The organism is Streptomyces sp. NPDC017979, assembly GCF_044328175.1.
In the GTDB taxonomy this organism is placed as follows: domain Bacteria; phylum Actinomycetota; class Actinomycetes; order Streptomycetales; family Streptomycetaceae; genus Streptomyces.
On sequence record NZ_JBIRGU010000003.1, the window covers coordinates 14646 to 35955 of the forward strand.

14 protein-coding genes are annotated in these 21310 nt (G+C 72.7%); 7 read left to right on the forward strand and 7 right to left on the reverse strand.

Features of this window, described 5'->3' with window-relative positions:
- Positions 1-164 precede the first annotated feature (164 nt).
- The 5 genes from ACH4E8_RS09735 to ACH4E8_RS09755 form a co-directional block, all read right to left on the reverse strand.
- Complete coding sequence (locus ACH4E8_RS09735) at positions 165-1043, reverse strand: siderophore-interacting protein (RefSeq protein ID WP_398446154.1); 879 nt, start codon at positions 1041-1043, stop codon at positions 165-167.
- A gap of 533 nt (positions 1044-1576) precedes the next feature.
- Entirely contained in the window at positions 1577-2743 is a 1167-nt protein-coding gene (locus tag ACH4E8_RS09740) for an acyl-CoA dehydrogenase family protein (protein ID WP_398446156.1), read from the reverse strand.
- A gap of 2 nt (positions 2744-2745) precedes the next feature.
- Entirely contained in the window at positions 2746-3687 is a 942-nt protein-coding gene (locus ACH4E8_RS09745; protein ID WP_398446158.1) for a hydroxymethylglutaryl-CoA lyase, read from the reverse strand.
- On the reverse strand, positions 3677-5662 hold the full coding sequence (locus ACH4E8_RS09750; protein ID WP_398446160.1) for a biotin carboxylase N-terminal domain-containing protein: 1986 nt from the start codon (positions 5660-5662) through the stop codon (positions 3677-3679). The genes ACH4E8_RS09745 and ACH4E8_RS09750 overlap by 11 nt, the downstream gene beginning before the upstream one ends.
- 59 nt (positions 5663-5721) lie before the next feature.
- The gene (locus ACH4E8_RS09755) at positions 5722-7347 is read right to left on the reverse strand and encodes a carboxyl transferase domain-containing protein (protein ID WP_398447258.1); all 1626 of its coding nucleotides are present in this window, start codon (positions 7345-7347) and stop codon (positions 5722-5724) included.
- A 162-nt stretch (positions 7348-7509) separates the two neighbouring features.
- On the opposite strand from ACH4E8_RS09755, the gene ACH4E8_RS09760 reads away from it, so the two are divergent.
- Complete coding sequence (locus ACH4E8_RS09760) at positions 7510-8103, forward strand: TetR/AcrR family transcriptional regulator (protein ID WP_398446162.1); 594 nt, start codon at positions 7510-7512, stop codon at positions 8101-8103.
- A gap of 136 nt (positions 8104-8239) precedes the next feature.
- On the forward strand, positions 8240-9022 hold the full coding sequence (locus tag ACH4E8_RS09765) for a phosphatase (protein WP_398446164.1): 783 nt from the start codon (positions 8240-8242) through the stop codon (positions 9020-9022).
- An 84-nt stretch (positions 9023-9106) separates the two neighbouring features.
- On the opposite strand, the gene ACH4E8_RS09770 is transcribed toward ACH4E8_RS09765, so the two are convergent.
- Both ACH4E8_RS09770 and ACH4E8_RS09775 read right to left on the reverse strand, forming a co-directional pair.
- Positions 9107-10264 (reverse strand): acyl-CoA dehydrogenase family protein, encoded by a 1158-nt coding sequence (locus ACH4E8_RS09770; RefSeq protein ID WP_398446166.1) that lies wholly within the window; start codon positions 10262-10264, stop codon positions 9107-9109.
- A gap of 504 nt (positions 10265-10768) precedes the next feature.
- A complete protein-coding gene (locus ACH4E8_RS09775; protein WP_398446167.1) occupies positions 10769-12322 on the reverse strand; it encodes a PucR family transcriptional regulator in 1554 nt (517 codons plus the stop codon).
- Between the two features lie 149 nt (positions 12323-12471).
- On the opposite strand from ACH4E8_RS09775, the gene ACH4E8_RS09780 reads away from it, so the two are divergent.
- The 5 genes from ACH4E8_RS09780 (at position 12472) to ACH4E8_RS09800 (ending at position 21160) form a co-directional block, all read left to right on the forward strand.
- Entirely contained in the window at positions 12472-13974 is a 1503-nt protein-coding gene (locus ACH4E8_RS09780) for a sodium:solute symporter (RefSeq protein ID WP_398446169.1), read from the forward strand.
- Positions 13975-14073: 99 nt separating this feature from the next.
- Positions 14074-15066, forward strand: coding sequence for an agmatinase (speB, locus tag ACH4E8_RS09785; protein WP_398446171.1), 993 nt, complete (start codon positions 14074-14076; stop codon positions 15064-15066).
- The gene (locus tag ACH4E8_RS09790) at positions 15063-16745 is read left to right on the forward strand and encodes a thiamine pyrophosphate-binding protein (RefSeq protein ID WP_398446173.1); all 1683 of its coding nucleotides are present in this window, start codon (positions 15063-15065) and stop codon (positions 16743-16745) included. Before speB ends, ACH4E8_RS09790 begins: the two co-directional genes overlap by 4 nt.
- A 173-nt stretch (positions 16746-16918) precedes the next feature.
- Positions 16919-17962, forward strand: coding sequence for a hypothetical protein (locus ACH4E8_RS09795; protein WP_398446175.1), 1044 nt, complete (start codon positions 16919-16921; stop codon positions 17960-17962).
- Positions 17963-18301: 339 nt separating this feature from the next.
- A complete protein-coding gene (locus ACH4E8_RS09800; RefSeq protein ID WP_398446177.1) occupies positions 18302-21160 on the forward strand; it encodes an FG-GAP-like repeat-containing protein in 2859 nt (952 codons plus the stop codon).
- Positions 21161-21310: the final 150 nt, after the last annotated feature.

The following is a 21310-nucleotide window of genomic DNA, read 5'->3' on the forward strand; positions in this document are numbered from 1 at the left end:
GCCGGCGGGACATGCATGCCCTTGGGGGCTGTGCAAGACGGCCCTGGCCGGGATGGGCCACTTTTTGGCTGAAAACCCGACGGTGATGTGGGGGTGTGAGGGAGGGCGGGTTTGAAAGGTGGAGGTGGTGCGGGTGGGGCGTGCCCGATGTTCGGGGCGGGGCGTCAGGCTTCTTCCGCGCCGGCCGGCTCTTCGCGCAGGCCGTCCTCGCTGATGCCGCGCCGCCAGTACCCGACGAAGGTCACCTTGCGCCGGTCGACGCCCCGCTCGCCCACCAGGTGGCGGCGGAGCGCCTTGACGCTGCCGGACTCGCCGGCGATCCAGGCGTACGGGGTGCCGCTCGGGAACTCGGCGGCGGCGACGGCCTCGGCGGCGGAGGGTGCGCCCTCGTCCCGCACCAGCCAGACGACCTCCGCCTGCGCGTCCGTCGTCAACTCGATCCGGTCCCCGGCGTGCGGCACCTCCAGCCACACCTTGGCGCGCGTGCCGGGCGGCAGCCATTCGAGGATCGCCGCGACTGCGGGCAGGGCCGTTTCGTCGCCCCAGATCAGCGTCCAGTCCGTGTCCTGCGGCGGTCGGAAGCGCACGGACGTGTTGTCCGCGACGGCCGGCCCCAGCACCATCGCCCGCTGCCCCGGCTCCGCCTGGAGCGCCCAGCGGCAGGCGGGGCCGCCGTCGTCGTGTATCGCGAAGTCGATGTCGAACTCGCGGGCGCCGTCGGGGCGGTTGCGCTGGGCGCGGACGCTGTACGAGCGCATGACGGCACGCACGTGCTCGGGCAGTGCGCGCCAGGCGGCGAATGTCGCGCTGCCGTCGTAGCCGTCGTCTGCGTCGTCGCCGCCGGCGTCCAGGGGCACGATGGGGGCGTCCTGACCGGGGTGCGGCAGGAACAGCGACAGCGACTGGTCGCGCCCGCCGGCCTCGAAGTCGTCGAGCCGCTGGCGCGGGAAGCCCTCGAAGGTGACGCGGATGAGGGAGGGGCTGAGCCGCCTGGTCGCCGCGACGCGGAGGGGGAAGAAGCGGAAGGGGGGTGGCTGGGTCATGGGGGCGGCGTCTCCCGTTGGCTGCGTCGACGAACCCGAGCGGGCGCCCCGCCCAGGTCAGGTTAGCCTAACCTGACCTCCCGCCCGCCCTGCCGGGCCCTTGCGGGCGCGCTGCACGGTGCGCCCCGGTGGTGGGTTGCTCGCGCAGCCTCCCGCGCCCCTTGACCACCCGCCGTGGCGCGAGACGACGACGGTCAACCGCGGCCCGGTGGTGGGCTTGTCGCGCAGTTCCCGGCGCGCCTGATGGGCTGCCCCTGCCATTAGTCTGCGGGTCAGAGACGGGGATCAGGAGCGCTTCCCCCCACCCTGCAGGCGCAAGGGCTGCCGCTCGACGACTCGCAGATGACCGACAGGGGCCAGCACACCAGGGGCGCGGGGAACTGCGCGACAAGCCCACCACCGGGGCGCACCGAGCAGCGCGGCCGCAGGGGCACGGCGGGTGGAGCAAGGGTGCGCGGGGCAACGTGGCCGCGCGCCCCGCCCCGTAGGGGAAGCCGCGGGCTCCCCGGCAGGGGAGGAGCCCGCGGAGCGAGCTAGCTCGTCAGGCCCAGCTCGCGGGCGATCAGCATGCGTTGGACCTCGCTCGTGCCCTCGCCGATCTCCAGGATCTTCGAGTCCCGCCACATCCGGGCCACCGGATACTCGTTCATGAAGCCGTACCCGCCGTGGATCTGCGTCGCCTCCCGCGCGTTGTCCACCGCCACCGTCGACGAGTACAGCTTCGCCAACGCGGCCTCCTTCTTGAAGGACTCGCCCCGCACCAGCCGCGACGCCGCGTCGCGCCAGCCGACGCGGGCCATGTGCGCCCGCATCTCCATGTCCGCGATCTTGAACTGGATCGCCTGGTTCGACCCGATGGGGCGGCCGAAGGCGTGCCGCTCCTTCGCGTACTTCACGGACTCGTCCACGCACCCCTGCGCCAACCCCGTCGCGAGCGCGGAGATCGCGATCCGGCCCTCGTCCAGGATGCGCAGGAACTGTGCGTACCCCCGGCCCTCCTCGCCGAGGAGGTTCCCCAGCGGGACCCGGACGCCGTCGAAGGACAGCTCGCGGGTGTCGGAGGCGTTCCAGCCGACCTTGGAGTACGCGGGGGCGACGGTGAAGCCCGGCGTGCCGGACGGGACGATGATCGAGGAGATCAGGGGCTTGCCGTCGGGCGTGCGGCCGGTGACCGCGGTGACGGTCACCAGGCCGGTGATGTCCGTGCCGGCGTTGGTGATGAAGCACTTGGAGCCGTTGATGACCCACTCGCCGGCCGCCTCGTCGCGCACCGCCGTCGTCCTGGTGCCGCCCGCGTCGGAGCCGCCTTCGGGCTCGGTGAGTCCGAACGCACCCAGCACCTCGCCGGAGCACAGCCGCGGCAGCCACTGCTGCTTCTGCTCCTCCGTGCCGAAGCGGTACACCGGCATCGCGCCCAGCGACACCCCGGCCTCCAGCGTGATCGCCACGGAGGAGTCGACGCGCGCCAGCTCCTCCAGGACGATGCCGAGGGCGAGGTAGTCGCCGCCCATGCCGCCGTACTCCTCCGGGAAGGGCAGCCCGAACAGGCCCATGCGGCCCATCTCGCGCACGATGTCGTACGGGAACTCGTGGCGCTCGTACAGCGCGCCGATCTTCGGAGCTATCACCGAGTGCGCGAAGTCCTCGACCGTGCGGCGGAGTTCCTCGTGCTCGGGGGTGAGCCGGTGGTCAAGGGACATGGTCACTCCTTGTGGGAGAGGGCGCGAACGGTGCGGGAGGGGCTGGGGCGGCCCAGCTGCTCGGCCATCCACACGCTGGTGGCGGTGAGTCGGCCGAGGTCGACGCCGGTCTCGATGCCGAGGCCGTGCAACATCCACACGAGGTCTTCGGTGGCGAGGTTGCCCGTGGCGCTCTTCGCGTACGGGCAGCCGCCGAGGCCGCCCGCCGAGGCGTCGACGGTGGTCACGCCGTGCTCCAGCGCGGCGAAGGTGTTGGCCAGGGCCTGGCCGTAGGTGTCGTGGAAGTGCACGGCGAGCGCGGAGGTGGGCACGCCCTCCTCGTTCAACTCGGCCAGCAGGTCCAGGACGTGGCCCGGGGTGGCGACGCCGATCGTGTCGCCCAGCGAGATCTCGTCGCAGCCCAGCTCGCGGAGGTGTCGGGCGACCTTCACGACCTGGTGCAACGGGACCGGACCCTCCCAGGGGTCGCCGAAGCACATCGACAGGTAGCCCCGGACGTGGATCTTGTCGGCCTTGGCGCGCGCCACGACCGGCGCGAACATCGCCAGGGACTCGGCGACGGTCCGGTTCAGGTTCTTGCGGGCGAAGGTCTCCGTCGCGGAGCCGAAGACGGCGATCCGCCGGGCGCCCAGCGCGACGGCCCGGTCGAGCCCGCGCTCGTTGGGTACGAGGACGGGCAGGGCGACGCCCTTGAGGTCGGTGACCCTGGGGAACAGCCGCTCCGCGTCGGCCAGTTGCGGCACCCACTCGGGGCGCACGAAGCTGGTCGCCTCGATCGTGGTCAGCCCGGCGTCGGCGAGGCGGTGCACGAACTCCGCCTTCACGTCGGTGGGGACGACCGCCTTCTCGTTCTGGAGGCCGTCGCGCGGACCGACCTCGTGGATCCGCACCCGGGGCGGCAGGTCCTGCGCCGGGAACTCCATCGGCAGCCCGTCAATGCCCATCGCCCGCCTCCGTGCCCTGTTCTGTGCTCTGTCCCGGGCTCCCGTCCGGGCCTTCGTCCGGGACGACCACGGCCAGCAGTTGGTCCATGGCGACCGTCGTCCCGGGGGTGACGTCCAACTCGGTGACCGTCCCGGCGTGCGGCGCCGCGATGACGTGCTCCATCTTCATCGCCTCGACGACCAGCAGGCTCTGGCCCGCGGCGACCCGGTCCCCGACGGCCACCTTGACCACCGTGACCGTGCCCGGCATCGGCGCGGCCAGGCTGTCCGCGCCGGCGTGGGCCGCGGAGGACAGGGAGGCGGCGACCGGGTCGTGGTCCTGGACGTGCCAGGAGTCGCCGTCCCGGCCGAGCCAGTCGGCCGCCCGGCTAAAGGAGTGCTGGACGCCGTCGAGCGTGACGGTGACGCGGTCGGCGGTGACGGTCGCGGACGCCGGCGCCCCGACCGTCACGGGCTCGTGCCCCGGCACCCGCAGGTCGAACGCGAGCGGCGCCGGCGCACCGCCGAGCCGCCAGCCGTCCGGCCGGGCGAAGGGGTCCGTCCAGCCGCCGGGCGCGGGGGCGAGGGCGGCGCGGCGCACCGCCGCCGCTGCCGCGTACACCTCGGTGGGCACCTCCCGCTCCACCAGCCCGTCGGCCTCCCGCTCCACCAGGCCGGTGTCCAGCGCGCCCGCGACGACGTCGGGGTGGGCCAGCAGCCGGCGCAGGAAGCCGGCGTTCGTCGGGACGCCGAGCGTGACGGTCTCGGCGAGTGCGGCGCGCAGCCGCCGCAGGGCGGTGGCGCGGTCGGGGCCGTACGCGATGACCTTGGACAGCATCGGGTCGTACAGGCTGGACACCTCGGTGCCCTCGCTCAGCCCGGAGTCCGTGCGGATCCCACCGCCCTGCGGCTCGTGCAGCGCGCGGACGGTGCCGCCGGCGGGCAAGAAGCCGCGCGCCGGGTCCTCGGCGCAGATCCGGGCCTCTATCGCGTGGCCGGTGAGCCGGACGTCCTGCTGCGCGTACGGCAGGGGCTCGCCCGCCGCGACCCGCAGTTGCCACTCCACCAGGTCCAGCCCGCAGACCAGTTCGGTGACCGGGTGCTCGACCTGGAGGCGGGTGTTCATCTCCATGAAGTAGTACTGGGAGAGGTCGGCGCCGGGGACGATGAACTCGACCGTGCCCGCCCCGACGTAGCCGCAGGAGCGGGCCGCCTGTACGGCCGCCTCGCCCATCGCCGCCCGCGTCGCTCCGTCCAGCAGGACCGACGGAGCTTCCTCGATGACCTTCTGGTGGCGGCGCTGGAGGGAGCACTCGCGCTCGCCGAGGTGGACGACGTTCCCGTGGGCGTCCGCCAGGACCTGCACCTCGATGTGGCGCGGGGTGTCGATCCAGCGCTCGACGAGCAGGGTGTCGTCGCCGAAGGAGGCGCGCGCCTCGCGCCGGGCCGCCGCGATCTCGTCGTGCAGCGCCGACTCCAGCCGGGTCAGTCGCATGCCCTTGCCGCCGCCGCCCGCGGACGGCTTGAGCAGCACCGGCAGGCCGATCCGGCGGGCCGCGTCCGCGAGCTGGTCGTCCGTCAGCCCCGCGCCCGACGAGCCCGGCACCACCGGCACCCCGGCCGCCAGCACGGTCTCCTTGGCGCGGATCTTGTCGCCCATGAGGGAGATCGCGGCGGCGGGCGGGCCGATGAAGACGAGCTCGGCCTCGGCGCAGGCCAGGGCGAACGCCGCGTTCTCCGCGAGGAAGCCGTAGCCGGGGTGGACGGCCTCGGCGCCGGTGCGGACCGCGGCGTCCAGCAGGCGTTCGACGCTGAGATAGCTCTCGGCGGCGGGCGGCGGGCCGATCCGGACCGCGGTGTCCGCCTCCCGCACGTGCCGGGCGTCGGCGTCGGCGTCGCTGTAGACGGCGACCGAGCGGATGCCCAGGGCCCGCAGGGTGCGGATGACGCGGACCGCGATCTCGCCGCGGTTGGCCACCAGGACCGTGTTGAACATCGTCGTCGTCCCCTGTCCCTCGTCCGTTGTCCCTCGTCCGTCCGTCGCCCGTGTCCCGTTCACATCCGGAAGACGCCGAAGCCGGCCGTCTCCTTCGCCGGCAGCGGCGCATTGGCGCAGGCCGTCAGGGCGAGCCCCAGCACCTGGCGGGTCTCCAAGGGGTCGATCACGCCGTCGTCCCACAGCCGTGCCGTCGCGTAGTAGGCGCTGCCCTGCTGCTCGTACTGCGCCCGGACGGGGGCCTTGAAGGCGTCCTCCTCCTCGACGGACCAGGGCTCGCCGCGCGCCGCCAACTGGTCGCGCTTGACCGTGGCGAGCACGGACGCGGCCTGCTCGCCGCCCATGACCGAGATCTTGGCGTTCGGCCACATCCACAGGAAGCGGGGGGAGTAGGCCCGGCCGCACATCGAGTAGTTCCCCGCGCCGTACGAGCCGCCGACGACGACGGTGAGCTTGGGGACCCGGGTGCACGCCACGGCCGTGACCATCTTGGCGCCGTGCTTGGCGATCCCGCCGTGCTCGTAGTCCTTGCCGACCATGAAGCCGGAGATGTTCTGGAGGAACAGCAGGGGGATGCCGCGCTGGTCGCACAACTCGACGAAGTGCGCGCCCTTCTGGGCGGACTCGGCGAACAGGATGCCGTTGTTCGCCACGATGCCGACCGGGTGGCCGTGGATCCGGGCGAAGCCGGTGACCAGGGTCTGGCCGAACTCGGCCTTGAACTCGGCGAAGCGGGACGCGTCCACGATCCGGGCGATGACCTCCCGGACGTCGTACGGGGTGCGCGGGTCCACCGGCACCGCGCCGTACAGCCCTGCGGGGTCGACCTTCGGCTCCGCCACGGGCTCGACGGACCAGGGGAGCGGGCCGCGCCGGGGCAGCGTCGCCGCGATCGTCCGGACGATCCGCAGCGCGTGCGCGTCGTCCTCGGCGAGGTGGTCGGTGACGCCGGAGATCCGGGAGTGCACCTCGCCGCCGCCCAACTCCTCGGCGGTGACGACCTCGCCCGTCGCCGCCTTCACCAGCGGCGGGCCGCCGAGGAAGATCGTGCCCTGGTTCCGTACGATCACGGCCTCGTCGCTCATCGCCGGCACGTACGCCCCGCCGGCCGTGCAGGAGCCGAGGACGGCGGCGATCTGCGGGATGCCGGCGCCGGACATCCGCGCCTGGTTGTAGAAGATCCGCCCGAAGTGCTCGCGGTCGGGGAAGACCTCGTCCTGCATCGGCAGGAAGGCGCCGCCGGAGTCGACCAGGTAGACGCAGGGAAGGCGGTTCTCCAGGGCGACTTCCTGGGCGCGCAGGTGCTTCTTGACCGTCATGGGGTAGTACGTCCCGCCCTTGACGGTGGCGTCGTTGGCGACGACCACGGCCTCCCGCCCGCTGACGCGGCCGATGCCCGCGATGACGCCGGCGGCCGGGGCCTGGTCCCCGTACATCCCGTGGGCGGCGAGCGGGGCCAGTTCGAGGAAGGGGGAGCCCGGGTCCAGCAGGGCGTCGACCCGGTCGCGGGGGAGCAGCTTGCCGCGGGAGACGTGCCGGGCGCGGGCCTTCTCGCCGCCGCCGAGCCGGGCCGTCGCGAGCCGGGCCCGCAGGTCGTCGGCGAGCTCCCGGTGGGCCGCCTCATTGGCCTGCCAGGCGGCGGACGCCGGGTCGGCAGTGCTGGTCAGCACGGGTGCCTGCTGCATCGGATCGAACCCCATCGGATCGCGCTCCTTCGCCCGGGCGGTCTCGGTCGACGTCGGTTGACGCCTGCCGGCATCGGTCGATCGCCGCTGACGTCGGTTAATGAGCGTTAACACTCCTTTCAGGTTAACGATCGCTAACGAGGTTGTCTAGAATTACTTCCCATGAGCACCAGGACGGACGCGCCCACCCGCCGCGAGCAGATCCTCAAGGAAGCCGCGCGGCTCTTCGCCGAGCGCGGCTTCCACGGCGTCGGCGTGGACGAGATAGGGGCGGCCGTCGGCATCAGCGGTCCGGGGCTGTACCGCCACTTCCCGGGCAAGGAGGCGATGCTCGCCGAGCTGCTCGTCGGCATCAGCGAGCGGCTGCTCAGCGGCGGCCGGCTGCGGGTCGAAGAGGCCGCGCAGGACCCGGGGGCGCTGCTCGCGTCCCTGATCGACGGCCACATCGACTTCGCGCTCGACGACCGTCCGCTGATCACCCTGCACGACCGGGAGCTGGACCGGCTGCGCGAGAGCGACCGCAAGCTGGTGCGCCAGCTCCAGCGGCAGTACGTGGAGCTGTGGGTGACGGCGGTGCGCGAGCTGCACCCGGACGTGCCGGAGGCGGAGGCGCGGGCCGCGGTGCACGCGGTCTTCGGCCTGCTGAACTCCACGCCGCACCTCGGCTCCCCGGCCGACGGCCTGCCGGCCAGGGCGCGTACCGAAACGTTGCTGCGGCGCCTTGCGCACGGCGCGTTCGCGTCGCTCACCCCCTGACGTCCGCGCGCCGCGCACGCCTGCGCGCGAGTTGGCGCCCGGACCGGCGCCGCAGTCGCGAAGGAGGCCGCGAAGGCAGTGGAGAAGGCGACGGAGATCACCGGCCGAGGCGGGCCCGGGCCGGCACAATGGGGCCATGTCGATACCCAGCCGCGCCGCCCTCGTCGATCACCTCGTCCGCACCCGCATCGCCGGCGACGTCGCCACCCCGCGCGACAACAACCTCTCCCACTACCGCGCGCTCGCCAACGGCGACCGCCACTACTGGCTGGGCCTGGAGCTGGGCGACCGCTGGACGGACGAGCAGGACGTGCTGGCCGTGATGGCGGAGCGCTGCGGCGTCAGCGACGACCCCGAGCACCGCGTCGGCCAGGACACCATCGACCCGGAGTTGACCGTCGCCGCGCTGGAGCGGATGGCCGCCCGGCTGCGCAAGGCCGTCGCCGGCCGGGAGCGGGTCCTCTTCGCCACCGGTCACCCCGGCGGCCTCCTGGAAGTCCACCGCCGCACCGCGGACGCCGTGCGCACGGCCGGCTGCGAGGTCGTCGCCATCCCCCACGGGCTGACGGCCGACGAGTGCATGGTGTTCCAGTTCGGTGGCGTGGCCGTGCTGGAGCGCGGCGCGAGCCTCTGGCACACCCACTCGCCGGCCCCGATGGCCGCGATCCTGGACGGCCTGGAGCGCGACGGCCTGCCGCGCCCCGACCTCGTCGTGGCCGACCACGGCTGGGCGGGCTGCGCGGGCCAGCGCGGCATCGACGCGGTGGGATACGCCGACAGCAACGACCCCGCGCTCTTCGTCGGCGAGGCGGAGGGCACCCTCCAGGTGACGGTGCCGCTGGACGACCACGTCACCGACCCGCGGTTCTACGAGCCGATGACGGACTACCTGCTGCACGCGGCCGGCCTGCCGGTCTGACGGCGGCGACGAGCGCCCGGCCGGAGCGGTCGACCGGGCGCCCGAGATGCGGGGCGACGCGCCTCACCGGCCCATCGGCTCGGCTTACAGGCCCATCGACTTGGCGATGATCGACTTCATGACCTCGCTGGTACCGCCGTAGATGCGGTTGACGCGGTTGTCCGCGTACAGCCGGGCGATGGGGTACTCGTTCATGTAGCCGTAGCCGCCGTGCAGTTGCAGACAGCGGTCGATCACGCGGTGGGCGACCTCGGTGCAGAACAGCTTGGCCGACGCGGCCTCCGCGGCCGTCAACTCGCCCGCGTCGTGCGCTTCGAGCGCGCGGTCCACGACCGCCTCCGCCGCGTCCACCTCGGCCTTGCAGGCGGCCAGTTCGAACTTGCTGTTCTGGAAGGACGCCACCGTCTTGCCGAAGACCGTGCGCTCCGACACGTACGCCTGGGTGAACCGGATCGCGGCCGACGCCTGCGCGTACGACCCGACGGCGATGGCCAGGCGCTCCTGCGGGAGGTTCTGCCCGAGGTAGGAGAAGCCCTTGTGCTCCTCGCCGAGCAGGTCCTCGACCGGGACGCGCACGTCGGTGAAGGACAGTTCCGCGGTGTCCGAGGTCTTCAGGCCCAGCTTGTCGAGCTTGCGGCCGACCGCGTACCCCGCCAGGGAGGTGTCCACGACGAAGAGCGAGATGCCGTGCCGGCGGTCCTCGGCGCTCGGCGGGGCGGTGCGGGCGCAGACGATGACGCGGTCGGCGTGGACGCCGCCGGTGATGAAGGTCTTCGCGCCGTTCAGGACGTAGTGCGTGCCGTCGGCGGAGAGCTTGGCGGTGGTCTTCATGCCCGCCAGGTCGGAGCCGGTGCCGGGCTCGGTCATCGCGATCGCGTACATCGCCGCGCCGGTCGCGAAGTCGGGCAGCCAGCGCTGCTTCTGCTCCTCGGTGCCGTACGCCACCAGATACGGCAGACAGAGCGCGACGTGCACCCCGGAGCCGCCGAAGGAGACGCCGGCGCGGGCGGTCTCCTCGGAGATGACCGCCTGGAACTTGAACGACGTCTCGCCGGCGCCGCCGTACTCCTCGGGCACCTCGATGCCGAACACGCCCAACTCGCCGAGCTTGTGGTAGAAGTCGCGCGGCGCCTGGCCGGCCTCGTACCACTGGTCGTACACCGGGACGACCTCGGCCTCGATGAAGGCGCGGATCATCTTCCGGAACGCCTCGTGGTCCTCGTTGTACACGTTGCGGCGCACGAACGCCTCCTCTGGTCTGCGCTGGCCTGCGGTGCCCGGACGCTTCTGCTAAGCGTTTGCTCAGCCCGTTCGAAGTTACTGGCTGGTCACCCGGACTGTCCAGACACTCCCGCGCCCGGTTCCGACGGGAGCGGACGCGGCCTTGCCGTGCGGCGAGCTGTCTCATTGCGTCTGCGACCAGCCACAGATGCCCCGCAGGTAGGCGGCAAGGGGAGCGAAACAGGGGCGCGGGGAACTGCGCGACAAGCCGCAGGCGGGCGGCAGCCGAGGTCGTGCCTGTCGTGCCGCGGCGGGTGGGTCTCAGGCGGGGGCTCTCCCTCCACGCACTCTGGGTCGTAGAGGGGGGAACTTGCGCGAACAGCCACAGGTGGCCCGCAGGTAGGCGGCGAGGAAAGCGAATCAGGGGCGCAGGGGGCGGAACTGCGCGACCAGCCCACCTGCGGCCCGCAGACGCAACCGGCACAGCTCGCCGCACGGCGAAGTCGCGGCTGCTGGGGGGCCGGATCAAGCCGCGCTTCGGAGGGCGAACCAGAGCTCCATGCGGACGTCCGGGTCGTCCAGGTCCTCGTCGAGCAGCGTCGCGCAGCGGGCGATGCGTTGGCGGACGGTGTTGCGGTGGAGGCCCATCGCCGTGGCGGTGCGGTCCCAGCCGCCGTGCAGCGACAGCCAGGTGCGCAGGGTCTCGCGCAGCGCGGGCGCGTCGGCCAGCGGCGCCAGCCGCAGCCGGGCGTGGGCCGCGACCTCGTCCGGCGCGAGGAGCGCCGCCAGCGAGCCGCGCCGGTGGGCGACCAGCGGCCGCTGCGCGGCCAGGGCGCGGCCCAGGGCCCGGGCCGCCTGGGCGTCGGCGAGCGCGAGTTCCGCGGGTTCGACGGGCTCGCTGACCCCGAGCACCCACCCCGGCTGGGCCGCCACCTCGCGCGGCGGGCCCGGCAGCAGGACGCGTACGGTCCCGTCCGGCGCCGACTCCACCAGGGCGCTGCCGAGCGCGGCACCGAGCGTGGACGCGGTGAACGGCGTCGCGCCGCGCCCGCCGCGGGCGTGCACCACCGTCCACCGGTCGCCGCCCAGCGCGGCGGCGGTGTCCGCCGGGTCCGCGCCCAGCAGCAGCCGGGTGAGGGCGGCGTCCCGACCCGTGCCGTCGACGCCCCGGTGCGGCGCGGTCAGCAGGGACAGCAGCACCACGGCCACCCCGGCGATCGTGTGGTCGCCCGCCTCGCGGCGGGGCGCGGCCACCCCAAGAACGAGCCCGTCGAGCCCGGCGGGCCCCTGGCCGCCGCCGAGGGCGTACGCGCACAGGTGGGTCGCGTCGGCGGTGTCGGACGCGGAGGCGACGGGGGCGCCGGCCGCCCGCTCCCCGGGGCCGCCGCGCACCACGCCCGCCAGCCGCGCCAGCGCCTGCCTGGCCCGCGGCGAGGGGGCCCGCCCCGCGCTCGCGGGCTCGCCGCCGTCGGCCGTGAGCAGCACCGCCCAGCCGCCGAGCCGGCCGGCGAGTTGCCCGAGGACGGCGGGCACCGGGTCCGGGCGGGCGGCGGCGGTCGCCAGGCCCTGCTGCGCCTGGGAGATCCGGCGCAGCTCGCGGTGGCGGGCCTCGGCCATCAGCCGCCACACGGCGCGGGCCACGGCGGTGAAGGTGGTCTGCGGCGGCACCTCGATCAGTGGCACCCCGCGCCGGTCGCAGGCGGCGACGAGCGCTTCGGGGACGGCGTCGTACACCGGGGCCAGCCCGAAGCCGAGGGCGGCGGCCCCGGCCTCGACGAGCCGGGCGACGTACGCGTCCGGGTCCTTCAACTGCACGCCGGCGCTCAGCAGCAGCTCACCGCCGAGGAGGTACGGATACGGGTCGGCCATCTCCGAGGTGTGCACCCAGTGCACCACCGGGTCGACGGGCGCCGGCCGGGATGCCGGGCCGGGTCCGGCGATCTGGCGCAGCCCGAGGTCCTCCCGGGCCAACAGGGCGCTCAGCGGGACGGGCGGGGTGGGCGGTGCCGTGGTGGCCGCCGTTGCTGCGGTCGTTGCAGGGGCCGCTGCGGCAGGGGCGCCCGAAGGGGCATCCGGCATGGACGATCCATCCATCGCTGACGTGAACAATAGATGAAACGTACACTTCATGGTTGCTTTCCAGCCACCTACCGTCAGTGGGCGAACGAAACGCCAGCACGTGGGCCACCGGCCCTCAGCAGGCCCCGGGAACGGTGGGAGGGAGAGCCATGGCTGTCGACTACGCGGTGATCGTCGTCTATCTGGCCGGCATGCTCGGCATGGGTTGGTGGGGCATGCGCCGCGCCAAGTCCAAGAGCGAGTTCCTGGTCGCGGGGCGGCGCCTCGGGCCCTGGATGTACTCGGGCACCATGGCCGCGATCGTCCTCGGCGGCGCGTCCACCATCGGCGGCGTCGGCCTCGGCTACAAGCACGGCATCTCCGGCGCCTGGATGGTCCTCACCATCGGCTTCGGCCTCCTCGCGCTCTCGCTGCTCTTCTCCGCGCGCATCGCCCGGCTGAAGGTGTACACCGTCTCGGAGATGCTGGACCTGCGGTACGGCGGCCGGGCCGGGGTGATCTCCGGCGTGGTGATGTGGGCGTACACCCTGATGCTCGCGGTCACCTCGACCATCGCGTACGCGACGATCTTCGACGTCCTCTTCGACGTCAACCGGACCGTCTCCATCGTGCTGGGCGGAGCGATCGTGGTCGCCTACTCCACCCTCGGCGGGATGTGGTCGATCACCCTCACCGACATGGTGCAGTTCGTCGTCAAGACCGTCGGCGTGCTGCTGCTCCTGCTGCCGATCGCCGTCGTCAAGGCGGGCGGCTGGAGCGAGATGAAGGCCGAGCTGCCCTCCGACTACTTCGCGCCGCTCGGCATCGGCGGCGAGACGATCTTCACGTACGTGCTGATCTACACCTTCGGCATGCTGATCGGCCAGGACATCTGGCAGCGGGTCTTCACCGCGCGCAGCGACAAGGTCGCCCGCTGGGGCGGCGCCGCCGCCGGCACGTACTGCCTGGTGTACGCGCTGGCCGGGGCGATCGTCGGCGTCGCGGCCAAGGTGCTCTACCCGAACCTGGCCAACCCCGACGACGCCTTCGCGCTGATCGTGAAGGACGAACTGCCCATGGGCGTGCGCGGGCTGGTGCTGGCCGCCGCGCTCGCCGCGGTGATGTCCACCTCCTCCGGCGCGCTGATCGCCTGCGCCACGGTGGCCAACAACGACATCTGGTCCCGGCTGCGCGGGCTGACGAACCGGGCCGCGCCCGAGGACGGGCACGACGAGGTCAAGGGCAACCGGGTGTTCATCCTGGCCATGGGCGTCGCCGTGGTCGTCATCGCGATCGCCCTCAACGACGTCGTCGAAGCGCTGACCGTGGCGTACAACCTGCTCGTCGGCGGGCTGCTGGTGCCGATCCTCGGCGGGCTGCTGTGGAAGCGCGGCACCGTGCAGGGCGCGCTGGCCGCGGTCGTCGTCGGCGGGCTGGCCGTGGTCGGACTGATGTGGACGTACGGCATCCTCGCCACCGAGCCCGTCTACTACGGCCTGCTGTCCTCGCTCGCCGCGTACCTCGTCGTCAGCCTGCTGACCGAGCCGACGGACGCGGCCGTGCTCGCGAACTGGCGGGAGCGGCTCGCGGGCCGCGGCGGCGACGACGAGACGGCCGACGGCTCCGACGGCTCCGACGACGGGGTCGACCGCAGCCCGGCAGCCAAGGTCTGACCCTCCGCCCCGACGGCCCCCCGCCCCGCTGGTTACAGTCGAACGGCAGCGGCGAAAGCGACGACACGCAAAGAAGCGTAGGAAAGAAGGCACACCGGTATGAACACGGCCCCGAGCAGCAGCGACCGCCCCGAGCAGCCGCGCGGCCCCATCGACTCCTCCCGCGTCCCCCGCTACGCGGGCCCGGCCACCTTCGCCCGGCTGCCCCGGCTCGACGAGGTCGGCAGCACCGACGTCGCCGTCGTCGGCGTCCCCTTCGACACCGGGGTGTCCTACCGGCCCGGCGCGCGCTTCGGCGGCAACGCGATCCGCGAGGCGTCCCGGCTGCTGCGCCCCTACAACCCGGCGCAGGACGCCTCGCCCTTCGCGCTCGCGCAGGTCGCGGACGCCGGTGACATCGCGGCCAACCCGTTCAACATCAACGAGGCCGTGGAGACGATCGAGGCCGCGGCGGACGACCTGCTCGGCACCGGCGCCCGGCTGATGACGCTGGGCGGCGACCACACCATCGCACTGCCGCTGCTGCGCTCCGTCGCCAAGAAGCACGGCCCGGTCGCCCTGCTCCACTTCGACGCCCACCTCGACACCTGGGACACCTACTTCGGCGCCGAGTACACCCACGGCACCCCGTTCCGCCGGGCCGTGGAGGAGGGCATCCTCGACACCTCGGCGCTCTCCCACGTCGGCACCCGCGGCCCGCTCTACGGCAAGCAGGACCTCAGCGACGACGAGAAGATGGGCTTCGGCATCGTCACCTCCGCCGACGTCTACCGGCGCGGTGCGGACGAGGTCGCGGACCAGCTCCGCCAGCGCATCGGCGACCGCCCGCTGTACATATCCATCGACATCGACTGCCTCGACCCGGCGCACGCCCCCGGCACCGGCACGCCCGAGGCGGGCGGCATGACCTCCCGCGAACTGCTGGAGATCCTGCGCGGGCTGGCCTCCTGCAACCTCGTCTCGGCCGACGTCGTCGAGGTCGCGCCGGCGTACGACCACGCCGAGATCACCGCCGTGGCCGCCTCCCACACCGCGTACGAACTCACCACGATCATGGCCCGCCAGATCGCCGCCGAGAGGGCCGCGAAGTGACCCACGACCACGACGTGGTGCTCAAGCCCACGCCCCAGCAGACCGCGGCGGCCCTTAGTCCTCCGGCCGGGCGCACCGGCGGGGACCTGGTCATCGAGACCCTCGCCGGCCTCGGCGCGACCACCGTGTTCGGGCTCCCCGGGCAGCACGCCCTCGGCATGTTCGACGCCCTGCGCCGCTCGTCGCTCTCGTACGTCGGGCTGCGGGTGGAGAACAACGCCGGCTTCGCCGCCGACGCGTACGGCCGGATCACCGGGCAGGTTGCCCCGCTGCTGCTGTCCACCGGCCCCGGCGCGCTGATGTCGCTCGCCGCGCTCCAGGAGGCGGCGGCGGCCTCCGCGCCCGTGCTCGCCGTCGGCAGCCAGGTCCCGGCCGCGGGGCTCGGCGGCGGCCGCCACGGCTACCTGCACGAACTGCGCGACCAGCAGGCGTCGTTCCGGGACGTCGTGAAGTCCGTGCACACCGCCCGTACCGCCTCCCAGATCCCCTCCACGATCGCCGCGGCCTGGCGCTCCGCGCTCACCGCGCCGCACGGCCCCGTCTGGGTGGAGATCCCGCAGGACGTGCTGCTGGCCGAGACGATGTTGCCGGTGGTGACCGCGATGGACGCCACCCCGGACGACCTGCTGCCGCGCCCCGAACTGACCGCGCTCGCCGCCCACTTGCTGGCCGGAGCGCAGCGGCCGGCGATCATCGCCGGCGGCGGGGTGGTGCGCTCCGACGCGTCCGGCAAGCTGCTGGCGCTCGCCGAGCGCGTCAACGCGCCCGTCGTCACCACCTTCGGCGGCAAGGGTGCCTTCCCCTGGGAGCACCCGCTGTCCCTCCAGTCCTGGCTGGAGGACCGGCACACCACCGACTTCCTCGAAGACGCCGACGTCCTCCTCGTCGTCGGCTCGGGCCTGGGCGAACTCTCCTCGAACTACCACACGTTCGCGCCCCGCGGCCGGGTGGTCCAGATCGAGGCGGACGCCGGGAAGCTGGAGTCCAACCACGCCGGCATCGGCATCCACGCGGACGCCCGCACCGCGCTGTCCGCGCTGCTGGAGACCGTGCCGGAGCGCCCCGACCCCGCCGCGCCGCAGCGGGTGCGCGACGTCCTCGCGCAGGTGCGCCAACGCATCGACGGCCAGGGCCGCACGCTGGAGCAGCAGGTGCTGGCGGCGGTGCGGGAGGCGCTGCCGGACGCGTCGCCCAGCTTCTGGGACATGACGATCCTGGCGTACTGGGCGTGGTCCGCGTTCGACGCGCGCCGGCCGAACACGATGCACTCCGCGCAGGGCGCGGGCGGCCTCGGCTACGGCTTCCCGGCCGCGCTCGGCGCGGCGTGCGCGGACCCGTCGCGACCGGTGCTCGCGGTCTCCGGCGACGGCGGCGCGATGTACTCGATCGCGGAGCTCGCCACCGCCCGGCAGTACGACCTGCCGGTGACCTGGCTCATCGTGGACGACGGGGGCTACGGGATCCTGCGCGAGTACATGACCGACGCGTTCGGCGAGGCGACGGGGACGGAGTTGGCCCGCCCGGACTTCGTGGCGCTCGCGGAGTCCTTCAGCGTCCCCGCGGTCCGCACGACCCCCGAGTCCCTGGCCGCCGACCTGTCCCGCGCGCTCGCCACCCCCGGCCCGTCGGTCGTCGTCCTCCCGGCCCTCCTCCAGATGTTCGCCCCGACGCACGAGTAGGGCCGGCGCTCGCCCGCACGGTTCCGTCCCTCACCCCCGAAGGGAGTGGGGGACCCCACTCATCCAGCCTGATCCATCAGAAGCCCCCTAGCCGCGACTGTTGTCCGCCCCGACGATGTGTCACAGGCCCCGGCCGCCGGGCCGGGGTCGTCCATCAGATCCAGGGGGTGCCCATGGACGGCACGAGACACGGACCGGGTGCGTGGCGGAGACGCGGAAGACCGAACGGCGCAATAGCCGTCGTCGTCTTCGCGCTGTTGTCCTTAGGCGCGGGCCCGGCGCTCGACTCGGAGAAGGGCGCAGCGCCCTCGCACGAGCCGGCCCGGGTGGCGTCGGACCGAAATCCCGGGGGCTCTGCCGCCGTCCTGCCGGTGCCGCCCGGCGCCACCCGGGAACTGAGCCGGCTCCAGAAGCGGATCGCCGCGCACGTCGCCGCCGGCGGTGGCGCGTACACCTTCACCAGCCACCTCGACCGCACCACCGGGCGCATCGTCCTGGAGTCCGACGCTCCCCAGGACGTCGTGATCGCCGTGACCGGGAGGCGGGCCACCGCGTCCCTGCCCACTCCGGCCGTCGCCCCGGTCCAGAACCGTACGGTGAACCAGTTCCACCGCCGCAACGACGACTCCCCCTTCAAGGGCGGCGCCGGCATCCGCGCCGCCGGCGCCACCGGACCCTGCACCGCCGGCTTCGCGCTGCGCAACGGCGCAGGGAACGTCTACAGCACCAGCTCCGCCAGTTGCTCCACCACCGGGGCACGGGTGTCGACCGAATCCGGGGTCAGTTCCCACGGCACCGTCATCTTCCAGCAGCCGGCCGTCGACGTCGCCGTGATCGCCGGACGCCCGTACGGCGGCCGGATTTACACCGGGAACCCCGTCAGCACCACCACCATCCCGGTGGTCTCGGCGGGCGACGCCCTGGTCGGGGACTCCAACCACTGCTACAGCGGCCGGACCTCGGGTGAGGTGTGCGGTGGACAGGTGGTCAGCGTCAACGGCCAGTTCTGCGGTGGGCAGAGCTGTTGGGGTCCGCTGCTCGTGGTCCGGGGCGGCGCCCTGCCGCAACCCGGCGACCAGGGTGCCCCCTTCTACACCAAGGACGCAGCCGGCGCCCACGCCCGAGGTCAGGTCTTCGCGTCGAACGGTTCCTTGTGCTTCGTGACTCCGTGGCGCAGGCTCTCCGACGCGCTGGGCCTCTCCATCCACACCGGCTGACCCACCGTCTGGTCCGTGGGTCGCAGAGCCCTGACCGCCCCGCGGTCCTCGCACGGCACGGCCACGGAGTCGCCCGTGGCCGTGCCACGGGTCATCCACCGAAGGTGCGGGCCCGGACCGGGGCCGACCGATCCCCGGCGCGCCGCCCCGTGATCAAGTCGAACTCCCCGAAGGGAACTCGTCGGCGGCGGATGCCCTCTCCATCCGTGCCCAACTGTGCCCCGGCGGTGCCGCGGCGCACCAGCATGTCCGAAGAAAAGGTGACAGGTGAGAACGAGAGTGTCCTGGAGAGCGTGGCGAGGACGACCGGACCGCGGTCCGCGCCGGTCGGCGCGCGGGATGACCGCGCAGGCGCTGGCCGTGGTGATGGCGGCCGGGCTCCTCGGTACGGGCCAGCTCATGGCCACGGCACCGGCTGCGGCGGCGGCGCCGCAGACTCCGCACACGGCGACGCCGGTCTATCTGACCAGCGCGGGCACCGGCGCGATGATCAGCGCCCAGTCCGTCAACGTGAAGACCTCCTGGCCCAAGGGCGACGAGGACCGGCAGCAGCTGCAACTGGAGCTGCAGGCGAACGGGAACCACCGGATTCGCTTCGAGAACCGCTGTGTCGCCATGGAGACCGCGACCTCCGCGCTGCTGGAGATGCGGACCTGCGGCGCCGACACGGAGTTCCGATTCGAGCACATCGGGGGCGACCGCTACCGGATCGCCGTCCCGGGCGACGGCAACCGGAGGCTGCACGCCAACACCGTCGGCGGCGACCTCGTCGCCTTCGAGGCCGCCGACCCCGCCGACGCCGCCCGCACCGCGCGGCAGACCTGGTACGTCACCCCGATCGACCCGCAGCGCCGGGCTCTGCCCCAGCCGGGCGAACCCGGTTTCAACCGGGTGACCTACGACCAGATGACCTATCTGACCACGCACAACTCGTTCTGGAACACCGAGGACCTCAAGGACGACACCGTCGCCGCGCCCGCGCAGCCCCACAGCATCGCGACACAGCTGAACGACGGCGTCCGGGGCCTGATGCTCGACGTCTACGACGGCAACACCTCAGGGGAAGGCAGCGTGCGCCTCTGCCACGGCAACTGCGACCTCGGCACCGTACCGCTGGTTCCGACACTGAGGACCATCAAGGACTGGCTGGACGCCCCGGCCAACTCCCAGGAGATCGTCACGCTCCATCTGGAGGACCGCGCCTCGAAGGCGGCGCTGGAGGCGGATCTCGCGGCTGTCCCCGGACTCGCGGCCCTGATCTACAACCCGCGGCGGGAGGGCGTCGCCGAGCAGGGCTGGCCCACCGTCTCGGAGATGATCAGCCGCAACAAGCGGCTGGTCGTCTTCTCCAGCGCGGGACATCACGACGAGCGCAACTCCGGGATCATGTACAACCAGAACTGGACGGTGGAGAACTACTGGGAGATGGGACTCCCGGGGCTCACGGCCAACTGGAGCTGCTACAGCCGCTGGGACCACATTCCCCTGGTCCGGGAAGAGGGGAAGTTCCGGCGCCTCTTCGTGATGAACCACTTCCGCTCGTACCCCAGCGCTCCGACCTCGGCCAATGACAATGCGAAGCTCGCGAACCGGGCCGGTCGGTTCTGCATGCCGGCCGCGCGCAAGAAGCCGAACTTCCTCGCGATCGACCAGTACCGGGACGGCAACCCGATGGCCGCGGTCGACGAGTTCAAGCGGTTCACCTACCACGGCGACAGCCCCCTGTCGACGGTTCCACGGCTCGCGGTGATGCCCCTCGGCGACTCGATCACGCTGGGCGTGGGCAGCTCCAGCTGCTCCGGAGGAGTGCAGTACACCACCTGTGAGGGGTACCGCAGGACGCTCCGCGACAGCCTCGACAAGCATGCGACCACCGTGGACTTCGTCGGCTCCCAGCAGGCGGGCCGCCAGGCCGACCGTGACCACGAAGGCCACTCCGGCTGGATGATCGACGGAATCGCCGCCAACGTCGACAACTGGCTGGCGGTCGCGAAACCCAATGTGGTGACGCTCCACATCGGTTCCAACGACATCAACCGGGATCACCTCCTGGCACAGGCCCCGGAACGGCTCTCCCAGCTGCTGAACCGGATCACCACCGCGGCCCCGGACATGACCGTGGTCCTGGGCCGGGTCGTACCCAACAGCAGGCCCGGCAAGCAGCCGCAGGTGGACGCCTTCAACCAGGCGCTGCCCGGCATCGTGGACGCGCAGCGGGCACTCGGCCGCAAGGTGCTGCTGGTGGATCTCGGCTTGGACAACACCGACCTCGCGGACGGACTCCACCCCAACGACGACGGCTTCCGCAAGATGGCCACCGCCTTCTACGGCGGGGTGACGACGGCCATCAACAACGGCTGGATCACCGAGAACGTGACGGTCACCCCCGGGCCGCCGCCCGCGGGTTCGTCAGTGCAGGGGGACTACGACGTCGACATCACCGGTGACGGCCGGGCGGACTACCTGGTGCTGGGGCCGAACGGTGCGGTGGACGCGTACCGGAGCGACGGCGGCAGCGCGTGGACCAATCTCGGTCGGATCGCCAACGGTTCGGCGGCTTGGACGAGGGACGACGTGCGGTTCGCCGATGTGACGGGTGACGGTCGGGCGGACTATCTCGTCCTGGGGCCGAACGGTGCGGTGGACGCCTATCGGTATGACGGCGGGACCGCGTGGACCAATCTCGGTCGGATCGCCAACGGTTCCGCGGCTTGGACGAGGGACGACGTGCGGTTCGCCGATGTGACGGGTGACGGTCGGGCGGACTATCTCGTCCTGGGGCCGAACGGTGCGGTGGACGCGCATCGGTATGACGGCGGGACCGCGTGGACCAATCTCGGTCGGATCGCCAACGGTTCCGCGGCCTGGGCCAAGGAGGACGTGCGGTTCGCGGACATCACCGGTGACGGTCGGACGGACTATCTCGTCCTGGGACCCCAGGGCGCGGTGGAGGCGCACCAGTACGACGGCGGGACCGCGTGGACCCCGCTGGGGACGATCGGAACCGGCTCATCCGGCTGGACCAAGGAGGAGGTGCGGTTCGCCGACGTCACCGGTGACGGCCGGGCCGAGTACCTGGTGATCGGCCCCAACGGATCGCTGGACGCGCACCGGTACGAAGGGAACAACAACTGGACCGACCTCGGGCGAATCGCCGGGGGCTCGCCGAGCTGGATCAGGGCGCAGGTCCGCATCTGACGGCGGCCCGGTGCCGGGGCGGCGTCCGAACGCGACGTCACCCCGGCACCGGGCAGTGCCGTCCGGGATCCGGGCCACCCCGTGGGTCGGACAACAGCCCTCTACCACACCCCCAACCCCCCCTTCAAACACCCCCCACCGCATGTCTTC